The sequence below is a fragment of the Streptomyces sp. NPDC111744 genome (genome assembly GCF_055634995.1).
On sequence record NZ_JBVKCG010000005.1, the window covers coordinates 137,136 to 156,964 of the forward strand.

The window sequence follows — 19,829 nt, forward strand, 5'->3', positions numbered from 1 at the left end:
TGCTCGGAGTTGCCCCCATGAACCCTCGTCGTAGTAACAGCTCGCTCCCCAAGCCAGGCCGCTCGGCCTGGGGGGTGGCGTCCGCTGTCGTCCTGTTGCTCATACCCGTGGTCGTGCTGACCGGAGGCAGCCAGTTCCAGTCGTTCCTGAACTTCGGCGCGGGCGTGCTGTCACTCGTCTCGCTGAGCTGCTCGGTGATCTGGGGTCTGATCGCACAGGACCGCATCTTCCTCAACACCCGCCAGCGGATCATCGGCCAGGCGGTGCACCGGACGACCGCGGTAGCCTCGATCGCGTTCCTGCTGGTGCACATCGTCACGAAGATCGCCCTGGACCACACCGTGGTGATCGCCGCGATCATCCCGTTCTCGCTCGGCATCACCGGAAGCGCCGGCCTGATCGGGCTCGGTTCGCTGGCCGGGCTGCTGATGATCTTCGTGGGTGTCACCGGTGCCCTGCGCAGCAACTTCGCCGCCCCGGCCGTGGTGGCGGCCCGCTGGCGGGCGATGCACATGCTGGCCTACCCGGCCTGGTGCGCCGCGCTGATCCACGGCCTGTACGCGGGCCGCGCGGCGAAGCCGTTCTTCATGATCTCCTATGACCTGTGCCTGGTCGGCGTGATGGCCGCGCTCGCGCTTCGCGCCGCCCCGCGCCCGTTCAAGCGCAAGGTCGCCGACCGTCTCGTCTCCGTCCTGGGCAGCTCGGAGCGCCCCGACCTGGACGAGCTGGACGCCAGCCGAGCCCGGGCGGGCGAGTCCGGGCTGCCGGGCTACGACGGCGGGCGCGAACGCGAGCCGAGGCCCTCGCGGGCCGACAGGGCGGCCCCGCAGCCCAACCCGCTGTTCCCGTCCGGCACACCCGCCCCGGAGCCGGCCTCCGGCTTCGCGGCCGCCTACCGGGCCACCTCCACGCCCGGACAGCCCCAGTCGCCGTTCGCGGCCGGCCAGACCGCGCGCATGGAGCGGCTGGACCTCCAGGCCACCGAGGCCATCCCGCGCATGGACGGCTCCGGCAGCACCTCGGGCAGCTGGCCGGTCCCGTCCCCGCCGCCGGTCGGCGAGGCACCGCCGTCGGCATACGACCCGTTCCAGGACACCGGATACAACATTCCGGTCTATGGCAATCCGGGCACCAATGGAACGGGTGGACGTGATGTGTACGACACGGGTGAGACGAATGCCCGCTACGGCACGTACAACTCGAACGACACGTACAACAGCGGTCCCGCCAACGAACCAGCGCCCGGAGCGTCCTTCGACGCACCGGGTTCGGGCGAACCTTGGAACACGCCTTCCGGAGGCTATAGGTGAACGAGGCCCTGCCCGACGTCCCAGAAGTCCGCGTGGTCGGCCTTCCGCAGCTCACGTCGGGCTTCGACCTTGTCGAAAGACTCGATCTGCCCATGCATCTCAAGGTGCACGGGCCGCTTGAGCCCCTGGGCGGGGAGCAGCTCGCGCAGCTCTCCGAACGCATCAACCTGAAGGGCCGCGGCGGCGCGGGCTTCCCCTTCCACAAAAAGCTGCGCTCGGTCGCCGAAGCGGCGATCAAGCGCGGTGTACGGCCGGTGGTCGTCGTCAACGGCAGCGAGGACGAGCCTGCCTGCCGCAAGGACACGGTGCTGATCAACCGCGCCCCGCATTTGATCCTCGACGGCGCGCTGCTGTGCGCCGAGGCGCTGGGTGCCCGCACGCTCGTGGTGGGGGTCACCCGGGAGTCCACACAGCGCTCCATGGAGCAGGCGCTCGCCGAACGCGGTCTGAGCACCGGCCGCCGTTCGGCCCTGAAGGCGTTCGTCCAGCGCAACCCGGTCCGGATGGTCACCGGCGCGGCCGCGTCACTGGTCCGCTCGATCGACGGCGGTCCGGCGATCCCGCCCGGCCGCAAGACCAGTGCGTCCCAGAACGGTGTCGGCGGCGCGCCCACGCTGCTGTCGAACGCGGAGACGTTCGCACAGCTGGCGATCGCAGCCCGGATCGGCCCGGAGCGTTACGGCAACACCGGCCTGTACGACGAGCCGGGCACCGTCATGCTGACGGTCTCCGGCGCGGTCGCCCGCCCCATGGTGATCGAGGTTCCCACAGGTGTGCCGTTGCGCTACGTCCTGCAGCTGGCCGGCGCCCCGCCGGTGCCGCAGGGTGTGCTGACCGGCGGCTACCACGGCAAGTGGATCGACGCGGCCACGGTCAACGAGGCGATCGTGTCCCGCAACTCCCTGGACGCGGTCGGCGGTGCGCTGGGTGCCGGCGCGATTCTGCCGATCACGCAGGACACCTGTCCGCTGGGCGAGTCGCTGCGGGTCGCCCAGTGGCTGGCGGAGGAGAGCGCGGGGCAGTGCGGTCCCTGCTACCTCGGTCTGCCGGCGGCCGCGCGCGGCATGGAGGACATCCTCAACGGCGGCGGACCGGCCGCCCTGGAGGCGCTCAAGCAGGTCGCGAAGAACGTGAAGCGGCGCGGCGCGTGCTCGCATCCGGACGGTTCCGCGATGTTCCTGGAGTCGACGATCAAGGCGTTCACCGACGACCTGGCCGCGCATGTCCTCGGGAACGGCTGTGGACGGCCCGTGGAGGGCGTTCTGCCGCTCTTCGAGGACGGCAAGCTCCCGACCGGCATCCCGGGCGGCGGAGAGCCGGAGGAGACCAGCGGCAGCCGTCAGAAGATCTACGTCGACTGGACGCTGTGCCGGGGCCACGGCCTGTGCGCGGACATCCTGCCGGAGGTCTTCGAGCTGGGCGCGGACGGTTTCCCGACGGTGGCGCAGGCGAAGGTGCCGCGGTTCGCGGAGGCCAAGGCGCTGCGCGCGGTGCGCCGCTGCCCGGCGCTCGCCCTGCGTCTCGAGGAGGACACGCGCTCCCAGGCGCCGGCCAAGAACCTGCCGGTTCTCTCGCAGGGCCGCGGCCGCCGGGCCCTCGGCCGCTGATCGCGCCAGCACCAGCACCAGCACCAGCACCAGCAACGCGACAAGTACCCGTACAAGGCGGGCCACCCGGTCGGGTGGCCCGCCTTGTACGGGACAGAAGTTTCGCGGCGCCCGTTTCCGATGTTCCCGAATGTTTCCCGACAACGTCGAAGGCGGACCATCCATCCGGATGGTCCGCCTTCGACTTCTGTGGAGCTAAGGAGAATTGAACTCCTGACCTCCTGCATGCCATGCAGGCGCTCTACCAACTGAGCTATAGCCCCGCGTTTCGCACCGCCCGGTCTCCCCGGCGGCGACGCCAACATTACACGGTCGACGGGGTGCACCACCAAATCGTTTCCGTTCTGTGCGGATACGGACGCTAGTGTCGGACTTCGTGACCGTGATCGCGTTCTCCGAGACCCGGCGCCGGGTGTCGGCTGCCCTGGGGGCGTGCCTCTTGTCGTTCGCGGCGTTCTGGGTGGCACAGCGGGCCGCGCACGTGTCGATGATCGACCTGATGGTCTACCGGGCAGAGGGGGCGACGGTCCTCGCGGGCGGTGACCTCTACGCACTGCGTACGACGGCCGCTCATCTGCCGTCCACCTACCCGCCGTTCGCGGCGCTGCTGTTCATCCCGCTGACGCTGCCCGACGTCACGACCATGCGGACGCTGGCGACTGCCGGGAACCTCGTTCTTCTGGTGGTGTTCGTGGCGCTTTCGCTCCGGCTCGTCGGGCACGCGCGCGTAGAGGGCGTCCTGTGGGTTGCGGCGGCGGCGGTGTGGTGCGAGCCGGTGTGGACGACCGTGCGCTACGGGCAGGTCAATCTGCTGCTGGCCGTGCTGGTCCTGTGGGATCTGTCACGGCCTCCCGCCGAACGTCCGGGCCGCTGGGCGGGGGTGGGCATCGGGCTGGCGGCCGCGGTCAAGCTGACGCCGGCCCTGTTCGCGGTGTTCCTGCTCGTCACGGGCCTGATGGCACGCCGCGTGGGCCGGGACGGGGGGCCGTGGCTGCGGCACGCGCGTGGGGCGGCTGCCGCCTTCGCGGGGGCGACCCTGCTGGCAGCGGCCGTCCTGCCGTACGACTCGTGGCGGTTCTGGACCGGGATGGTGTTCCGCACGGGGCGGGTGGGGCGTGCCGAGGAGACCGCGAATCAGGCCCTGCGCGGCGTTCTGGCGCGGTTGCTGCACACTCCCGAGCCCGGGGCGCTCTGGACCGCCGCTGCGGCACTGACGGCCGTCCTGGGGCTCGTGGTGGCGGTCGCGGCGGAGTTGCGCGGCCGGCGGGGCTGGGCGGTGGCCGGGTGCGCGGTGACCGCGTTGCTGATCAGCCCGGTGTCCTGGTCGCATCACTGGGTGTGGTGCGTGCCCGTGGTGCTGCTGCTGTGGACGCGGGGGCACCGGGCGGCGGCCGCCGGCACGCTGCTGGTCTTCTGCTCGTACGCCCTTTGGTGGGTGCCGCACCGGCACGGACGGCCCGAACTGCACCAGAACGTCGTCGACTTGACGCTCTCGGCGCTTTACGCGGTCACCGGGCTGCTGTTCCTGGCGCTGGCCCGGACATCGTTGCCGAAGCCGGGCAGCGCTCAGGCCGTGACGAACGAGTAGAACCGCTTGAGCGTGCAGTGCTCCTCGAGAAGGCGGCCGTAGATCGGCTCGCCCTCCAGCTCACGGTAGGTCTCGATCGGGTCGCCTTTTATGATCAGCGCCCGAGCGCATTCCTCGCACCAGTACTGGTAGTCGGGGTTGATCGGCTCCATGTCGCGGACGATCGGGGTGCCGCTTCCGCACCAGTCGCACTTCCGCCTGTGTGCACCCATCGATCAGCTCCAGCTGTGGCCGCAGGCCGTGCACACGTAGGAGATCCCGCCGTTGTCACCCAGCACTTGGGCCACATGTGCGGAACCGCAGGAAGGGCAGAGCAGCCGGGTGATCGTATCCCGTATCAACGCCGCACCGAGGAGGTGGCCGCCCTCCTCAAGGATGCTCGCAGGCATCGCTACTCCCTCCCGTCGGGCCGCGCCCCCTTCCGGCCGTTTGATTCTGCCACGGCCGGACCAATACGGTCAGCGACGCCTCAGTACCAGTCCGGACACGGCACCCGCGGCCGCCGTCGCGGCGAGCGCCCACGCGCAGGCTGACAGCGCCTCCGCAGAGGTATACGCCCGTGGCGCCCCAAGTGACTCAAGCCGGTTCAAGAACAGTGTGCCGAATGCGGCGACGCCTATGAGCTGACCGAGCTGGGTGACGGTCGCCAGGAGGCCGCTGGCGTCCGCCGCGTCCTCGGGGCGCACGGTTGCGAGTGCCCCGGTGAGTGTCGGACTGAAGGCGAGCGCGAGCCCCGCGCCCACGCCGGCGTACGCCGCATAGAGCTGCGCGCCCCCGTCGCCGCCGCCGCGGAAGGCCAGCCCGACGCAGGCGACGGACAGCGCGGTCAGCGCGAACCCGGCCGGGGTCAGCGCCCGCTGCCAGGAGGCGGGCCACCTGCGCCAGGTCAGCGCGACGGCGCCGAAGACGACGGCGGTCGGCGCGAAGGTGAGGCCGGCGCGCAGTGCGCCGTAGCCGAGGCCGCGCTGGACGTGCAGGGTGAGGGTGAAGAGGAATCCGGCGTTGACGGCCATGACGGCGAGGATGCGGGAGACGGCCACGCCCATGCCGGGGTGGCGCAGCACCCGCGGTGCGACGAGCGGGGCACCGCCGCGCCGGGCGAGCCGGGACTCGTAGCCGCAGAACAGCGCGAACAGGAGCACGGCTGCCGCCAGGGACAGCCAGGACCACAGCGGCCAGTCCTCCTCCTGGCCGAGCACCAGCGGAACCGTCAGCAGCGACACGGCGGCCCCCATCAGGACCAGGCCCGGAAGGTCAAGGCCGCGCGCCCGCTCCGGCCCGGATCCGGCACCCCTCGGCAGGATGCGCCTGCCGAGGACGAGGAGTACGGCGCCGACCGGCACGTTGACGAGGAACACCGGCCGCCAGCCGGTGCCGAACAGGTCCGCGCTGACCAGGACGCCTCCGATGATCTGGCCTGCCGCGGCGCCGACCGCGAGGACCGCCGAGTAGGCACCGAGTGCCCGGATGCGGGCCTCGCCGGTGAAGGTGCGCTGGATGATGCTGAGGACCTGCGGGATCATCACCGCCGACCCGGCCCCCTGCACCAGGCGGAACACGATCAGCTCGGTGACCCCCTGGGCCAGGCCGCAGGCCAGCGAGGCCGTCGTGAACAGTGCGAGCCCAACCAGGTGCACCCGGCCGTGGCCGAGCCGGTCGCCGAGGCGGGCGCCTGTGATCAGCAGCACGGAGTAGGTGATGGCGTAGCCGGCGACGACCAGTTGCAAGTCGGAGCCGGAGGCTCGGAGTTCGGAAGCGATGGTGGGGGCGGCGACGTTCACGATGAAGACGTCCAGCACGGCCATGAACAGGGCCGCGAGTACGACCGCGAGGAGCAGCCGGGGCCGGTTGTCAGTGCCGGGTGCTTCACTTTTCGCAGGGCTCGGAGCGAGTGCGGGACCTGGTCCCGTCCGGGGTGTGGTCGTCATGCGTCCGAGCGTGGCGAGGGGCCGGTACGGGTGCCGAGAGCCCGCCGATGCTGGTACTGGCAGCACCTGGCAGGGGGCGGGTGCGGCGCCCACGATGGAGACGTGACGACGGGGGACGTGACGATGGGGACGACAGCACACCGCCGCAGGCCGGAGCTGGCCGCGTTCCTGCGCAGCAGGCGGGCCCGGGTGACACCGGCCGATGTGGGGATGCCGCCGGGGCTGCGGCGGCGCACTCCGGGTCTGCGCCGGGAGGAGGTCGCCCAGCTCTCGGGCGTGGGGGTGACCTGGTACACATGGCTGGAGCAGGGCCGGCCGATCAACGCGTCGCCGCAGGTACTGGACGCGGTGGCGCGGACGCTGATGCTGGATCCGCCGGAGCGGGAGCATCTGTACCGGCTGGCGGAGGTGCCGTTCGCGGCGGCGCCCGAGGGGCTGTCCCGGTCGGTCGGCGTGGAGGTGCAGGGAATCATCGACGCGCTGGGCCCGCTGCCCGCGGTCGTCTACACCTCGCGCTATGACGTGCTGGCGACCAACGCCGCCTACCGGAACCTGTTCCTGATACCGGAGACGGTCCGGATGGGTGTGCCGAATGTGCTGTGGACGCTGTTCACGGTCTCCGAGGAGGCCAGCCCGGTGGTGCACCGGGAGCGTGAACTGCCGTTGATGGTGGCGACCCTGCGCTCCTGCTATGGCAGACATGTCGGTGAGCCGGCCTGGGAGGACTTCATACGCGCGCTGTCGCAGGCCAGCCCGTATTTCGCCCGGTTGTGGGCGAGCGGCGAGGTGACGCAGCCGGGGCCGCGGGTGAAGACGTTCCGTCATGAGGCGGTGGGAGAGCTGCGGATGACCTCGCAGTCGCTGTCGATCGACGGGCTGCCGGAGTCCCGGATCGTGGTCTACACACCGGAGAACGAACGGACGCGGGAGAAGGTGGCGTTGCTGCGCAGGCGCCGGCAGCGGCTGTGGCCGGTGACGGCCGAGGAGGCCGCCGAGATCGTCCAGGAATGGAATACGAAGAATCCCGCCCTCTGAGAGGACGGGATTCCCATCACCGATCATTGACAACTCGACAGTGAGTGAAGTGTCGATCTGTGGAGCTAAGGAGAATTGAACTCCTGACCTCCTGCATGCCATGCAGGCGCTCTACCAACTGAGCTATAGCCCCTTGCGTTCTTCCCGTCTTTCCGCTCGGCGGGGCGAACAAGAAGAACTTTAGCCTGCGACCTGCCGGAAAGTGAAATCCGGGTCCCGCTGAGGGCGGCGCGGTCGGAGGATCCTCGGGCGGCGGCCGAGAGGGGCGCTCAGTCGTCGTCGCCGAGGACGGGCTCCGGGAGGGTGCCCGCGTTGTGTTCCAGGAGCCGCCAGCCGCGGGCGCCTTCGCCGAGCACGGACCAGCAGCAGTTGGTGAGACCGCCGAGGCTCTCCCAGTGCTGGGAGGCCAGACCGAGGAGGCGGCCGATGGTGGTGCGGATGGTCCCGCCGTGGCTGACGACCACGAGGGTGCCGTCCTCGGGCAGTTTCTCGGCGTGCCGGAGCACGACGGGGGCGGCCCGGTCGGCGACCTCGGTCTCCAGTTCGCCGCCGCCGCGGCGGACCGGCTCGCCACGCTTCCAGGCGGTGTACTCGTCGCCGTGGCGGGCGATGATCTCCTCGTGGGTGAGGCCCTGCCACACGCCCGCGTAGGTCTCGCGCAGCGCCTCGTCGCGGATCACGTCGAGGCCGGTGAGGTCGGCGAGCTGGGCAGCCGTGTCGGCGGCCCGCCTCAGGTCGGAGGAGACGATCGCGTCGGGACCCAGGGAGGCGAGCAGGCGGGCGGCGCGGCGGGCCTGGCCGATGCCGGTCTCGGTGAGCTCGACGTCGGTGGAGCCCTGGAAGCGGCGTTCGACGTTCCAGGAGGTCTGGCCGTGCCGCCACAGGATGATGCGGCGGCCGCGGCCCTTGCGGTCGGTCACCTCGCCTGTGGCGCTCATCACCACTCCCCGCCCGGCTCGGCGTCCTCGGCGGCCTGCAGCTGGGCGTGCTCCTCGGCCTTGCCGCGGGTGGCCTTGGCGTCGGCGGGCAGCTCGATCTCGGGGCAGTCCTTCCACAGCCGCTCCAGGGCGTAGAAGACGCGGTCCTCGCTGTGCTGGACGTGGACGACGATGTCGACGTAGTCGAGCAGGATCCAGCGGGACTCGCGGTCGCCCTCGCGGCGCACCGGCTTGACGCCGAGTTCCTTCTGGAGTCGTTCCTCGACCTCGTCGACGATCGACTTGACCTGACGGTCGTTGGGCGCGGAGGCCAGCAGGAAGGCGTCCGTGATCGACAGGACGTCGCTGACGTCGTAGGCGATGACGTCGTGGGCGAGCTTGTCGGCGGCTGCCTGGGCGGCGGCGGTGATGAGCTCGAGGGAACGGTCGGTGGCGGTCACTACGTGGCTTTCCGTCGGCGGTCGTTTGACCTCAAGGGTCTCACGGACCGCCGGGCGCACCCCACGTGATTCCCGGGTCACGCGGGGTGCGGCGGGGTGGCCGCTCAGGAGGACGACGGCTTGTAGTCCTGGCCGAGGACGACCGAGACGTCGGCGCCGGAGGCGACGGTGCCCTTGGCCACGGCGCCGGTTCCGAGGCCGAGGGTCTTGGCGACCTCGGTGGCGTTGTCCTTGTCGGCGGCGTCGGAGTACAGCACCTTGGAGGTGGCCTGGGTGCCGGAGGCCGTTCCGCCTTCCAGGAAGGTGTAGCCGCCGTTGACGAGGACCACACGCGCCTTGTCGGTGTTGTCCTTGGCGCCGGTGGCGTTCTGGACGGAGACGCGGATCGCGGAGTCCGCGGAGGGGCTCTTGGCGGTGCCGCCGAGGATGTCCTTGACCACGCTGGAGCTGGTCTGGGCGCTGAGGGTGCCGTCGCTCTGCACGGGCAGCAGGGCGGTCTTGTAGTCGCCGCCCTTGGCGAGGTCGGCGAGCTTGGCGAGGAAGGTTCCGAGGTCCTTGTCGGTCAGAGAGGGGTCGAGGATCTGCGCGAGGGTCTGCACGGTGACCGTGGCGGCCGAGGAGTCGGAGGACATCTTGCGCAGCACACCCTGCATGACCTGCCCGAACCGCTCCAGCTGGGCGTTCTGGGCCTCGCCCGCGGCGCGGTAGGTGGCGTAGGCGACGGCGGCCTTGCCGCTGAGGGTCTGGGCCTTGCCCTTGTGGACCAGGGGCGCCTCGCCCTTCTTCTTGGCGTCCGGGTCGGGGACGTCGGCGTTGGTGTCGATGTCGATGTTGCCGACGAGTTCGACGAGGTTCTGCAGGTAGGGGGTGTCGAGGCGCCAGGTGCCCTCGATGTTGGTGCCGAGGACGGTGTTGAGCTGGTCGCGGGTCCCGGAGGAGCCGTCGTCGGCGACGGACTTGGCGAGGGTCGTGGTGGTGCCGTCGTCGTCCGTCATGGCGAGCGAGTTGGGCAGCAGGACGGTGGTGCCCTGCTTGGTGGTGGCGTTGTCGACGAGCAGCGCGGTCGAGGTGCCGCCGCCGCTGGTGTTGTGCAGGTGGACGACGACCACGTCGCGTTTCTGGGCGGCCGCGGATGTCGTCGTACCGCCCTTGGAGGCGGAGGAGGACAGGCCGGGGAGCTTTCCGGCGTACCAGAGGTAGCCGGCGCCGCCGACGGCGACCAGGGCGAGGACGACGACCAGGGCGATCATGCGGCTGCGGGCGCGGCGCTTGGCCTCTTCGCGGCGCTCGGTGCGGTTCTCGGTGAAGTTCAGCCAGTCGATGACGTCCTCGGAGTCACCGTCCGGATCCTCGACGAACGCGAACTGCTCGGTGTGGTAGTCCCGTTCGTCCTCGGCGGGCCGGAAACCGGCGGGTTCCTCGACGGGTCCGGCCTGCTGGGGGATGTGCGCGGTCTGCTCGGCGACCCGTGGCTGCCGGCCGCTGGTGGCGGCCTGTCCGTAGGGGTCGTAGGCGGGTCGGCCGCCGGTGCCGTACGGGTCGTAGGCGGGCGTGGCCGGCTGCTGCCCGGTGTCGTGGACGGGGGCCTGCTGCCCGGTGTCGTACGACGGCGGACCCTGCCGTCCGGTGTCGTAGGACGGCGCGCCGCCCTGCTGGCCGCCTCCGGCGTACGGGTCGTACCCGTAGCCCTGTCCGGCGTAGGGGTCGTACGTCTGCTGTGGTTGCGACGGGATCTGGCGGTACACCGGCTGCCCGTACTCGTCGTAGCCGACGAGTTCGTACTGGTCGCTTCCGTAGCCCGCGTCGTTTCGGTCGTTCACCGGTGCCCCTCTCGGCTCACTCGCCGCGGTACAGCTCGCGCTTGTCGATGTAGCGCACGACTCCGTCCGGCACCATGTACCAGATGGGGTCGCTCTTGGCGACTCTCGCACGGCAGTCTGTGGAGGAGATGGCGAGTGCGGGAACCTCCACCAGCGAGACGCCGCCCTCCGGGAGACCGCGGTCGGTCAGCTGGTGGCCGGGCCGGGTGCAGCCGATGAAGTGGGCGAGAGAGAAGAGTTCCACCGAGTCGCGCCAGGTGAGGATCTGGCCGAGGGCGTCGGCGCCGGTGATGAAGAAGAGATCGGCGTCGGGGTTGAGGGCGCGCAGGTCGCGCAGAGTGTCGACGGTGTAGGTGGGTCCGCCGCGGTCGATGTCGATACGGCTGACGGAGAACTGCGGGTTCTCCGCGGTCGCGATCACCGTCATCAGATAACGGTCCTCGGCCGGTGAGACCTTGCGGTGGGTCTTCTGCCACGGCTGCCCGGTGGGCACGAACACCACCTCGTCGAGGTGGAACTGGGCGGCGACCTCGCTGGCCGCCACGAGGTGCCCGTGGTGGATCGGGTCGAACGTTCCGCCCATGACGCCGAGGCGGCGTTTGCCGGTGTGCGGGGGGCCCGCCGATGTGTACCGGGGGGTCGTCACCGTGTCCTCGGCGGCATCGGCCGCGTCATTCGCCGGACCGGTAGGCATGTCCTGCTCTCCCATGCGTGCAGACCCTACCGGCCCGGCCCGTGGGCCCCGCCCGGAGGACGGCTGCCGGGCTCGGCCGCCGGCTCAGCGGTCGCGGTTGAAACGGGTGGTGATCCACAGCAGGAGCAACAGGATGATGAACGCGCTGCCGCCGGTGACGAGCGGGTTGAGGCTGTTGTGGTTGCCACCGTGCCCCTCGCCCTCGGCGGCGAGGGTGACCAACTGGGCAGCGGCGCTGTGAAGATTCATCATCTGCGGCAGGACCTATCGCGTGTGGACGGGATAAAGACGTCGGCTCATCGTATGCGGGCGGCCCGGCGGCGATCACGCCGACTCCTCCGTTGGGCCCACTCCCCGGCCACAAGAACTCCTCCGGGCCGACCCAGCGGTCGCACGGGGCGGGGAACGATCCCGGCGGCTCAGTCGTCCTTCTGTCTGTACCCGCGCAGCAGGAACCAGGCGGTCAGCGCGCAGCCCAGGAACATGACGATCAGAACGACCCGGAGCAGGTTGCCCGAGCCGTGTTGCTGGGCGGCGCTCGCGGCTTGGGTCAGCCAGGCGGCTTGGGGGTTGTGCTCCATGAGGCACTCCTTCGGCTGTACTGCCCGTCCACGGTATCTCCGCCTAGGCTGGGCCCTGCTTCGGGGGCACCAGTGGGCACTCACGCACATGGGGGATGACATGTCCGACGACGGCCACGAGCAGAACGGGCGCGAGCGGGTGCCGAGCAGGCAGCGCAGGCGGTTCCCGGGGATCTCCTCGCGCGCGTACGAGCATCCGGCCGACCGTTCGGCCCTGGTGGCGCTGCGCAGGCTGAGCGGCTTCGACACGGTCTTCAAGGCGCTCAGCGGGCTGCTTCCGGAGCGGAGCCTGAGACTGCTGTTCCTGTCCGACTCGGTCCGGGTGTCGGACCAGCAGTTCGCACACCTGAACGACATGCTGCGGGACGCCTGTTACATCCTGGACCTGGGGAAGGTCCCGCCGATGTACGTCAACCAGGATCCGCAGCCCAACGCGATGTGCATCGGCCTGGACGAGCCGATCATCGTCGTCACCACCGGCCTCGTCGAGCTGCTCGACGAGGAGGAGATGCGGGCGGTCGTCGGGCACGAGGTGGGGCACGCGCTGTCCGGGCACTCGGTGTACCGGACGATCCTGCTGTTCCTGACGAATCTGGCGCTGCGCGTCGCCTGGATCCCGCTGGGCAATCTCGCGGTCATGGCGATCGTGACGGCGCTGCGGGAGTGGTTCCGCAAGTCGGAGCTGTCCGCCGACCGGGCGGGGCTGCTGGTGGGGCAGGATCTGCGGGCTTCGATGCGCGGGCTGATGAAGATCGCGGGCGGCAACCATCTGCACGAGATGAACGTGGACGCGTTCTTGCAGCAGGCCGAGGAGTACGAGGCCGGGGGCGATCTGCGCGACTCGGTGCTGAAGATCCTGAACGTGCTGCCGCGCTCGCACCCCTTCACCACGGTCCGCGCGGCCGAGTTGAAGAAGTGGGCGGAGTCCCGCGACTACCAGCGGATCATGGACGGTCACTATGCGCGGCGCGACGGGGACAAGGACACCTCGGTCAGCGACTCGTTCAAGGAGTCGGCGGCGAGCTACGCGAGCGATGTGAAGAGCTCCAAGGACCCGCTGATGAAGCTGGTCACGGACATCGCGGGCGGGGCCGGCGGTCTGGGCGGCCGGGTCAGGCGCGGCTTCGAGGGGTTCACGAGCGCGCCGCCGCCGAAGGGCGCTTCCGCGAAGGACACACCGTCGCAGGACGCTTCGCAGGACGGTCCTGCCCAGGGCGGTCCCGCGCAGGACGCTCCCCCGTGGGACGAGGAGTAGCGAGGGCTCGTCAGACCTTCGGTTCGGCCCGGGTGGCCAGCGTTCCGCACAGGGCGGTGGCGCTGTCCGTGGCGTACGGGTTCGTGCCCGCCGGGCCGCCCGACCTGGCCGTCTCACCTGCCAGCAGCGGATGCAGGTGGTTGGCGGAGTCCTCGGCGCAGGACAGGGGGCCGGCCTGCACGTAAGAGACGACCAGCTGGGTCTGGTGCAGGCGCAGGTCGTCCCGGTCGAAGCGGAAGGTCAGCTCGCGGCGCACGGTGAAGAGGGAGACCTGGGAGCCGGCCTGGGCGCCGGTGGGCCGCAGCGCGTAGACGAGAGTGTGGTCGGCGGTGACCTCGAGGGTGGCCGCGTCGCTCTCGGTGGCCTGCAGGCTGCCCTGGACCCGGATCCTCGGGTCGGCGAGTTCGGCGCGGGTGGGGTCGAAGCGGATCAGCCATCCGGTGGGCGCGTGCCGGCCGTCCGCCGTGGGGTGGTCGACGCTCTGGTCGAACTGGTCGAGCTGCCCGGGGTCGAGCAGCACCCGCGGGGGCCGCACCTCACTGCTGTCGAGGACCTCGGGGTAGAGCGCGGAGCGGACGATGTAGTCCTTGGCCGTGGTCAGGGCGGTGACGACCTGGCTGTCGGAGAAGTGCGCGGTGCTGCGCGCCGGCGGCAGCGGTATCCCCTCGGCGCCGACCTCGTACTGCGCGGCGGGGCTGTGCGCGAACAGGGCCTCGGCGTCGGCGGCGCCGGGCACCTTGCCCTGCGGGGCGAGCGGGATGACGGTCATCCGCAGGGGCTCGACGGCCTGCTGGGCCTCCTGCGTGCCGTAGGGATGGCGGACGCCCATGTAGATCGCGGTGCCGAAGGCGACGAGAATCAGCAGGACGAGGACCAGGGCCTGCCGGGTGAGGCCCCGGCGCAGCGGCGGGCGGCGGCGTACGGCGGGCGCGTGGTCGGCCATGCGTTCGCGCGCGGAGGACTCCTGGAGGCGGGCAGCGCGGACGAACGATTCGTCGAAGACGACGGATCGGTACTCGTCCTCTCCACCCGCGGGGCCGCCCTCGGGTGTCCCCTCGGGTGGGTCCGCAGGCCCGCCCATACTCTCAGAGTAGGTCTCGGAAGCCTCAGGTAAACGCCCTGCTACACGACAACTTCTGACAGGTTCTCACCAGGACGGGCAATCGCCGCTCAGGGGGTGCGCGGGACCGCGGAGACCGCCGACTGGGCGGGCTGTGCCGGCTGGGAGTAGTCGGCGGACACGGAGGGTGCCGCCGCGGTGCCCTGCTCCAGGCCGGTGGAGGGAGGCCTGGGCACCTGGTCGCGGCTGCCTCCGGAGCCGCCGCGATAGACCGCCGCGAAGGCCAGCGCGACCATGCCGATGCCCATGACGAGAGCGAGCAGCCAGGCGACGGGACGGTGCCAGCGGACGTGCTTGCCGTACGTCCCCGCGGCGCCGTACCGGTCGTCGAGAACGTCGGGATCGTCCAGGTCGTCGAGGTCGGCACTGTGGCTGTAATCGGGGCCGTCGGGGCCGAAGACGTCGTCGTAGCGTTCGCCCCTGGCGTGGGCACGGCGGGCCTCGGCCTCGGAGGCCTCGGCTCTGGCCTGTGCGGCGGCAAGGAGGCGTTCGACCGCGGTCGGCTCGTGGATCACGGCCGCCTTCACGAAGGCCTCGTCGAAGACCACGGAGTCGAACTCTTCGTCCGACATCCCGCGGTCATGGTCGTCGTCGGGCTCCCAGCCGTCAGGGAACGGCGTGCCCCCCACGTCCTCCGGCACGGATCCAGAGTAGACCTGGGGGGTCAATTTGGGCAGACGGTATGGAAATTCATAGGCCCGGTGAGACACCTCTCACGCCCGTGCGGGCCCCCGCACGCCCTTCCGTGTGCCCGCACGCCGTCGGGTGGGAGCGGTTGGGCCGTACGGGTGTCAGCGGCGGATGTGGCCGTCGCCGGTGACGATGTACTTGGTGCTGGTCAGCTCCGGCAGGCCCATGGGGCCGCGGGCGTGCAGCTTCTGGGTGGAGATGCCGATCTCGGCGCCGAAGCCGAACTGGCCGCCGTCGGTGAAACGGGTGGAGGCGTTCACGGCGACGGTGGTGGAGTCGACCAGCTGGGTGAAGCGGCGGGCGGCCTGCTGGGAGGTGGTCACGATCGCCTCGGTGTGCCCGGAGGTCCACAGCCGGATGTGCTCGACGGCCCTGTCGAGGGAGTCGACGACGGCGGCGGCGATGTCGTACGACAGGTACTCGGTCTCCCAGTCCTCCGGGACGGCCTCGACGACGGTCGCCTTGGAGCCCTTGGCACAGGCCAGCACGCGTTCGTCGGCGTGGACGGTGACGCCGGCCTCGGCAAGGGCGTCCAGGGCCCGCGGCAGGAATTCGGCGGCGATGTCCTGGTGGACGAGGAGGGTCTCGGCGGCGTTGCAGACGCTGACCCGCTGCGCCTTGGAGTTGATCAGGATGTCGATCGCCATGTCGATGTCGGCGTGGGCGTCGACGTAGACATGGCAGTTGCCGGTGCCGGTCTCGATGACGGGGACCTTGGACTCCATGACGACGGTCTGGATGAGGGATGCGCCGCCGCGCGGGATGAGGACGTCGACGAGGCCGCGGGCGCGCATCAGCTCGTGGACGGACTCACGGCCCTCCCCCGGCACCAGCTGGACGGCGTCGGCGGGCAGCCCGGCCCCACCGACGGCGTCGCGCAGGACGCGGACGAGGGCGGTGTTGGACTCGTAGGCGGAGGCGGAGCCGCGCAGCAGGACGGCGTTGCCGGACTTCAGGCAGAGGGCGGCCGCGTCGACGGTGACGTTGGGGCGGGCCTCGTAGATGATGCCGACGACACCGAGGGGGACGCGGACCTGGCGCAGGTCGATGCCGTTGGGGAGGGTGGAGCCGCGGACGACCTCGCCGACGGGGTCGGGCAGCTTCGCGACGTCCCGGACGTCGGAGGCGATGGCACGGACCCGCTCGGGGGTGAGGGTGAGGCGGTCGACGACGGCCTCGCTGGTGCCGTTCTCGCGGGCCTTGGCGACGTCCTTGGCATTGGCCTCGACGATCTCGCTCGTACGGACCTCCAGGGCGTCCGCGATGGCGAGCAGCGCGTCGTCCTTCACGGCACGCGGCAGCGGCGCGAGGTCGGCGGCGGCGGCCTTGGCACGATAGGCGGCCTGGGTGACCGGGGACATGGCGTCGTACGGCGAGAGCGTGGTCATGGGGGAAGGGTAGTGCGCGCCGACCTCCCGTTCATGTGTCATCCCATACCGCGAGACGGGATCAAAAGGGGCGATAGCGGTCACCGTCAGAACGGGTGGATACCGACCGGTGTCGCCGGTGGCGGACCGTAGCCCTCGGCGATCCGCTGGTGGTAGGTGGCCCGGTCGATGACCTCCAGGCCGACGATCTCCCAGGCCGGCAGGCCGGCGGTCTGGCGGTGCTCGCCCCACAGGCGCAGCGCGACGGCCGCGGCGTCGTGGAGGTCGCGGGCCTCTTCCCAGTAGCGGATCTCCGCGTGGTCGCAGGCGTAGCGGCTGGTAAGGAGGAACGGATGGTCGTGAGCCAGTTGTTCGAGTCCGCGGCGCAGTTCCGGCAGGGGGACCTCGGCACCGCAGACGCTGAGGGTGACGTGCCACAGGCGGGGCAGGTCCTTCGGCTCCTCGTAGGTGTCCCCGGCCGCGACGCTCGTCAGAGCACCGCGGGACGCCGCAGCCCCAGGGCGCACTCGTCTCACGACGGCCTCCTTCAGCTGTGCTCGTGCGGAACAACGTGTCCCTGAGACAAAGTTGAGCAGCCCGCAAGGGTTCGTGTGGCGGTTTTACGGAACGTCCCCCACCGGGGTCCGCCGTTACGGCCCGTTTTACGGGTGAAGGATCACCAGGTCGTCCCTGTGTACGACCTCGCGTTCGTACGCCTGGCCCAGCTCGCGCGCCAGCTCCCTGGTCGAACGCCCGAGCAGCTGGGGGATCTCCTTGGCGTCGAAGCTGACGAGCCCGCGGGCGACCGCGCGCCCTTCGGTGTCGCGCAGCTCGACCGGGTCGCCCGCGACGAACTCGCCCTCGACGGCGGCGATGCCGGCGGGCAGCAGCGACTTGCGGCCCTGGACGACGGCATGGACGGCGCCGTCGTCCAGGGTGAGCGAGCCCTGCGGGGTGGAGGCGTGCTGAAGCCACAGGAGGCGGTCTGCGGACCGTTTGCCGGTGGGGTGGAAGTAGGTGCCGGTGTCGCCTCCGGAGAGCGCGTCCGCGGCGTGCACGGCGCTGGTCAGGACGACCGGGATGCCCGCGGCGGCGGCGATCCGGGCGGCCTCCACCTTGGTGACCATGCCGCCGGTGCCGACGCCGGCCTTCCCGGCGCTGCCGATCTCGACGCCGGCGAGGTCCTCCGGGCTCCTCACTTCCGCTATCCGGGAGGTGCCGGGCTTGCTGGGGTCGCCGTCGTAGACGCCGTCGACGTCGGAGAGGAGGACCAGGAGGTCGGCGTGGACGAGGTGGGCGACCAGGGCGGCGAGGCGGTCGTTGTCGCCGAAGCGGATCTCGTCGGTGGCGACGGTGTCGTTCTCGTTGACGACGGGCAGGGCGCCCATCGCGAGGAGTTTGTCGAGGGTGCGGGAGGCGTTGCGGTGGTGGGCGCGGCGACTCATGTCGTCGGAAGTGAGCAGGACTTGGCCGACGCGGACGCCGTAGCGGGCGAAGGAGGCGGTGTAGCGGGCGACGAGCAGGCCCTGGCCGACGCTGGCGGCCGCCTGCTGGCGGGCCAGGTCCCTGGGGCGGCGGCGCAGGCCGAGCGGGGCGAGTCCGGCGGCGATCGCTCCCGAGGACACGAGGACGACTTCCCTCTCTCCCCCGCTGCGGCTCTTGGCGAGGACGTCGACGAGCGCGTCGACCCGGTCGGCGTCCAGGCCGCCGGAGGCGGTGGTCAGCGAGGAGGAACCCACCTTGACGACGATCCTGCGGGCCTCGATCACGGCCTGCCTTGCCCTTGCCACGTCCTGTCCCCACTTCCCTGCGCGTGGCAGCAATCTACGCGAACGGGACGGGCGTCCGGCCGCCCGTCCAGCCTCCGGACACGGCGACGGACGCAGCGGCGGACGGGTACCGCTGGAGGCGTCGCGTGATCCTGTGGTGACGGACCGCACATGGCAAAAAGGTTGTATTGACTGTCCATGGAAATCGAAACGAACTTAAAGTTAATTTTAAGTTTGTGTCATCTAAAGATCGCAGCGTGAAGCGCATCCTCCTCCGGTCGGGAAAGAGTCCCTACGACGTCGTCACCGTCGAGGAGGCCCTGCACCGGGACGTCATCGCCACCAATTCGGGCAACCTGGTCTTCAGCGATGCCGCGCACAAGATTCTCGAGACCCCGGACACCGAGGTCGTCTCGAACGGCATGCCCTCCGACGTCTCCGCCGCCGCGCGCATCAACGACGAGTACGACGCCTTCGTCATCCCGCTCGCCAACGCCTTCCGCCCGTCCTTCGAGAGCGCGTTGAAGCGGATGACGCGGCTGATCTCCAAGTTGAGAATCCCGGTCGTCGTGCTCGGCGTCGGTGCGCAGACCGGGGTCGGCTACAACCCGGACCGGCTGAAGCGCATCGAGCCCACCGTGCGGGAGTTCTGCGCGGCGGTGCTGGAGCGCAGCGCGTCGATCGGCGTGCGGGGCGAGTTCACCGAGCAGTACCTGAGAAACATGGGCTTCAAGGACGTCGAGATCATCGGCTGTCCTTCGCTGTTCCTGTACGGCGACCGGCTCCCGGTGCACAAGAAGGCACTGGAGTTGACACCGGATTCGCGGATCGCGATCAACGGCTCGCACAGCGCCGTACGCGCACAGGGCCTGGACCGGATCATCACGCGTACCCACGAGCGCTACCCGTGTCTGCGGTTCGTCGGCCAGAACCTCAGTGACGCACGGCAGTTGCACTGGCGGGACCTGTCGGACCCGAACGCCGCGGTGACCGCGATGCCGACCCACCCTGACCACCCGATGTTCCGCGAGGACAAGGTGCGGGTCTACGTCGACCCGGTCACCTGGATCGACGATCTGCGCTCTTTCGACTTCTCCTTCGGTTCACGCATCCACGGCAACATCGCGGCGCTGCTCGCCGGCACGCCGGCCACCGTGCTGTGCGGTGACTCGCGGACGCTGGAGCTGTGCCGTTACTTCGAGATACCGCATCTGCGGCTGGACCGGGCGGTCAGGGACCCCGATGCGGCGGACCCGGCGAAGCTTTACGCGGAGGCCGACTTCGGCGGGCTGGTCGGCGGCCACCGGGAGCGCTTCGAGCGGTTCACCGGGTTCCTCGGCAGGAACGGTCTGGAGAACACCTTCACGCACGGCGACGGCGGTGCGGCCTTCGAGGAGCGGATGCGCGCGCTGGAGTTCCCGGCGGGCATCCGCCCCTGGAACGAGGCAGACCTCGCCTCGCTCACCTCGCGGTTCGGCTGGCTGCACAGCCGTATCGACGAACTGTCGCTGGACAACGCCAGGTTGCAGAAGGAACTTGCACGCGCGGGGGCCCGCGCCAAGGCGGCCGCCGTGCCGCCGGCCTCGGTCTATCGGCGGGCCAGGCGGGCCGTGGGCAGGCCGATCCGGCGGGCGCTGAGGGCGGGCCAGTAGGTCCCGGTAGGCCCCAGTCGGCCGGGCGCCGCGCG

The 19,829-nt window shown here is 70.5% G+C and carries 20 protein-coding genes and 2 tRNA genes; 6 read left to right on the plus strand and 16 right to left on the minus strand.

The window, feature by feature from the left end; all coding sequences use genetic code 11:
- Nucleotides 1–17 precede the first annotated feature (17 nt).
- Both ACZ7OO_RS13315 and ACZ7OO_RS13320 read left to right on the plus strand, forming a co-directional pair.
- Nucleotides 18–1,310: a cytochrome b/b6 domain-containing protein gene (locus tag ACZ7OO_RS13315; protein ID WP_471504429.1), complete on the plus strand. Its 1,293-nt coding sequence runs from the start codon at nucleotides 18–20 to the stop codon at nucleotides 1,308–1,310.
- Nucleotides 1,307–2,917 (plus strand): NADH-ubiquinone oxidoreductase-F iron-sulfur binding region domain-containing protein, encoded by a 1,611-nt coding sequence (locus ACZ7OO_RS13320; RefSeq protein WP_351691257.1) that lies wholly within the window; start codon nucleotides 1,307–1,309, stop codon nucleotides 2,915–2,917. Before ACZ7OO_RS13315 ends, ACZ7OO_RS13320 begins: the two co-directional genes overlap by 4 nt.
- A 190-nt stretch (nucleotides 2,918–3,107) precedes the next feature.
- Here the strand turns inward: ACZ7OO_RS13320 and ACZ7OO_RS13325 are convergent.
- A tRNA-Ala gene (locus ACZ7OO_RS13325) sits at nucleotides 3,108–3,180 on the minus strand.
- Between the two features lie 113 nt (nucleotides 3,181–3,293).
- On the opposite strand from ACZ7OO_RS13325, the gene ACZ7OO_RS13330 reads away from it, so the two are divergent.
- Nucleotides 3,294–4,505 carry a glycosyltransferase 87 family protein gene (locus ACZ7OO_RS13330; protein ID WP_471504431.1) on the plus strand — a complete coding sequence of 404 codons (1,212 nt, stop codon included), beginning with the start codon at nucleotides 3,294–3,296 and terminating at the stop codon, nucleotides 4,503–4,505.
- Here the strand turns inward: ACZ7OO_RS13330 and ACZ7OO_RS13335 are convergent.
- The 3 genes from ACZ7OO_RS13335 to ACZ7OO_RS13345 form a co-directional block, all read right to left on the minus strand.
- Nucleotides 4,484–4,717, minus strand: coding sequence for a hypothetical protein (locus ACZ7OO_RS13335; RefSeq protein ID WP_006136074.1), 234 nt, complete (start codon nucleotides 4,715–4,717; stop codon nucleotides 4,484–4,486). The genes ACZ7OO_RS13330 and ACZ7OO_RS13335 overlap by 22 nt on opposite strands.
- A gap of 3 nt (nucleotides 4,718–4,720) precedes the next feature.
- Nucleotides 4,721–4,894 carry a hypothetical protein gene (locus ACZ7OO_RS13340; RefSeq protein WP_107408581.1) on the minus strand — a complete coding sequence of 58 codons (174 nt, stop codon included), beginning with the start codon at nucleotides 4,892–4,894 and terminating at the stop codon, nucleotides 4,721–4,723.
- Between the two features lie 69 nt (nucleotides 4,895–4,963).
- Nucleotides 4,964–6,433, minus strand: a complete 1,470-nt coding sequence (locus tag ACZ7OO_RS13345) for an MFS transporter (protein WP_471504432.1) — start codon at nucleotides 6,431–6,433, stop codon at nucleotides 4,964–4,966.
- 123 nt (nucleotides 6,434–6,556) lie between these two features.
- Between ACZ7OO_RS13345 and ACZ7OO_RS13350 the strand changes: the two genes are divergently transcribed.
- Complete coding sequence (locus ACZ7OO_RS13350; RefSeq protein ID WP_471504920.1) at nucleotides 6,557–7,468, plus strand: helix-turn-helix transcriptional regulator; 912 nt, start codon at nucleotides 6,557–6,559, stop codon at nucleotides 7,466–7,468.
- A gap of 60 nt (nucleotides 7,469–7,528) precedes the next feature.
- Here the strand turns inward: ACZ7OO_RS13350 and ACZ7OO_RS13355 are convergent.
- The 7 genes from ACZ7OO_RS13355 to ACZ7OO_RS13385 all read right to left on the minus strand — a co-directional run bounded on the left by ACZ7OO_RS13355 (nucleotide 7,529) and on the right by ACZ7OO_RS13385 (nucleotide 11,941).
- Nucleotides 7,529–7,601, minus strand: a tRNA-Ala gene (locus ACZ7OO_RS13355).
- A gap of 136 nt (nucleotides 7,602–7,737) precedes the next feature.
- Complete coding sequence (locus ACZ7OO_RS13360; protein ID WP_471504434.1) at nucleotides 7,738–8,406, minus strand: histidine phosphatase family protein; 669 nt, start codon at nucleotides 8,404–8,406, stop codon at nucleotides 7,738–7,740.
- On the minus strand, nucleotides 8,406–8,846 hold the full coding sequence (rsfS, locus tag ACZ7OO_RS13365; RefSeq protein WP_471504436.1) for a ribosome silencing factor: 441 nt from the start codon (nucleotides 8,844–8,846) through the stop codon (nucleotides 8,406–8,408). Before rsfS ends, ACZ7OO_RS13360 begins: the two co-directional genes overlap by 1 nt.
- Nucleotides 8,847–8,950: 104 nt before the next feature.
- Nucleotides 8,951–10,666, minus strand: a complete 1,716-nt coding sequence (locus ACZ7OO_RS13370) for an LCP family protein (protein WP_471504438.1) — start codon at nucleotides 10,664–10,666, stop codon at nucleotides 8,951–8,953.
- A 16-nt stretch (nucleotides 10,667–10,682) separates the two neighbouring features.
- Complete coding sequence (gene nadD, locus ACZ7OO_RS13375; RefSeq protein ID WP_471504439.1) at nucleotides 10,683–11,375, minus strand: nicotinate-nucleotide adenylyltransferase; 693 nt, start codon at nucleotides 11,373–11,375, stop codon at nucleotides 10,683–10,685.
- 69 nt (nucleotides 11,376–11,444) lie between these two features.
- The gene (locus ACZ7OO_RS13380; RefSeq protein WP_352220786.1) at nucleotides 11,445–11,612 is read right to left on the minus strand and encodes a hypothetical protein; all 168 of its coding nucleotides are present in this window, start codon (nucleotides 11,610–11,612) and stop codon (nucleotides 11,445–11,447) included.
- A gap of 167 nt (nucleotides 11,613–11,779) precedes the next feature.
- Nucleotides 11,780–11,941: a hypothetical protein gene (locus tag ACZ7OO_RS13385; RefSeq protein ID WP_352220513.1), complete on the minus strand. Its 162-nt coding sequence runs from the start codon at nucleotides 11,939–11,941 to the stop codon at nucleotides 11,780–11,782.
- A gap of 100 nt (nucleotides 11,942–12,041) precedes the next feature.
- Between ACZ7OO_RS13385 and ACZ7OO_RS13390 the strand changes: the two genes are divergently transcribed.
- Nucleotides 12,042–13,196: a M48 family metallopeptidase gene (locus ACZ7OO_RS13390; protein WP_471504441.1), complete on the plus strand. Its 1,155-nt coding sequence runs from the start codon at nucleotides 12,042–12,044 to the stop codon at nucleotides 13,194–13,196.
- A 10-nt stretch (nucleotides 13,197–13,206) separates the two neighbouring features.
- Here the strand turns inward: ACZ7OO_RS13390 and ACZ7OO_RS13395 are convergent, their stop codons facing one another.
- From ACZ7OO_RS13395 to proB, 5 genes are all read right to left on the minus strand, one after another.
- The gene (locus ACZ7OO_RS13395) at nucleotides 13,207–14,277 is read right to left on the minus strand and encodes an SCO2583 family membrane protein (RefSeq protein ID WP_471504443.1); all 1,071 of its coding nucleotides are present in this window, start codon (nucleotides 14,275–14,277) and stop codon (nucleotides 13,207–13,209) included.
- Nucleotides 14,278–14,366: 89 nt separating this feature from the next.
- Nucleotides 14,367–14,957 carry an SCO2584 family spore wall biosynthesis protein gene (locus ACZ7OO_RS13400; protein ID WP_471504445.1) on the minus strand — a complete coding sequence of 197 codons (591 nt, stop codon included), beginning with the start codon at nucleotides 14,955–14,957 and terminating at the stop codon, nucleotides 14,367–14,369.
- Between the two features lie 150 nt (nucleotides 14,958–15,107).
- Entirely contained in the window at nucleotides 15,108–16,394 is a 1,287-nt protein-coding gene (locus ACZ7OO_RS13405) for a glutamate-5-semialdehyde dehydrogenase (RefSeq protein ID WP_471504447.1), read from the minus strand.
- Nucleotides 16,395–16,480: 86 nt separating this feature from the next.
- On the minus strand, nucleotides 16,481–16,909 hold the full coding sequence (locus ACZ7OO_RS13410) for a hypothetical protein (protein WP_046733220.1): 429 nt from the start codon (nucleotides 16,907–16,909) through the stop codon (nucleotides 16,481–16,483).
- Between the two features lie 126 nt (nucleotides 16,910–17,035).
- Nucleotides 17,036–18,142, minus strand: a complete 1,107-nt coding sequence (gene proB, locus ACZ7OO_RS13415) for a glutamate 5-kinase (RefSeq protein ID WP_471504921.1) — start codon at nucleotides 18,140–18,142, stop codon at nucleotides 17,036–17,038.
- 257 nt (nucleotides 18,143–18,399) lie between these two features.
- Between proB and ACZ7OO_RS13420 the strand changes: the two genes are divergently transcribed.
- Entirely contained in the window at nucleotides 18,400–19,794 is a 1,395-nt protein-coding gene (locus ACZ7OO_RS13420; protein ID WP_471504449.1) for a polysaccharide pyruvyl transferase family protein, read from the plus strand.
- Nucleotides 19,795–19,829 lie beyond the last annotated feature (35 nt).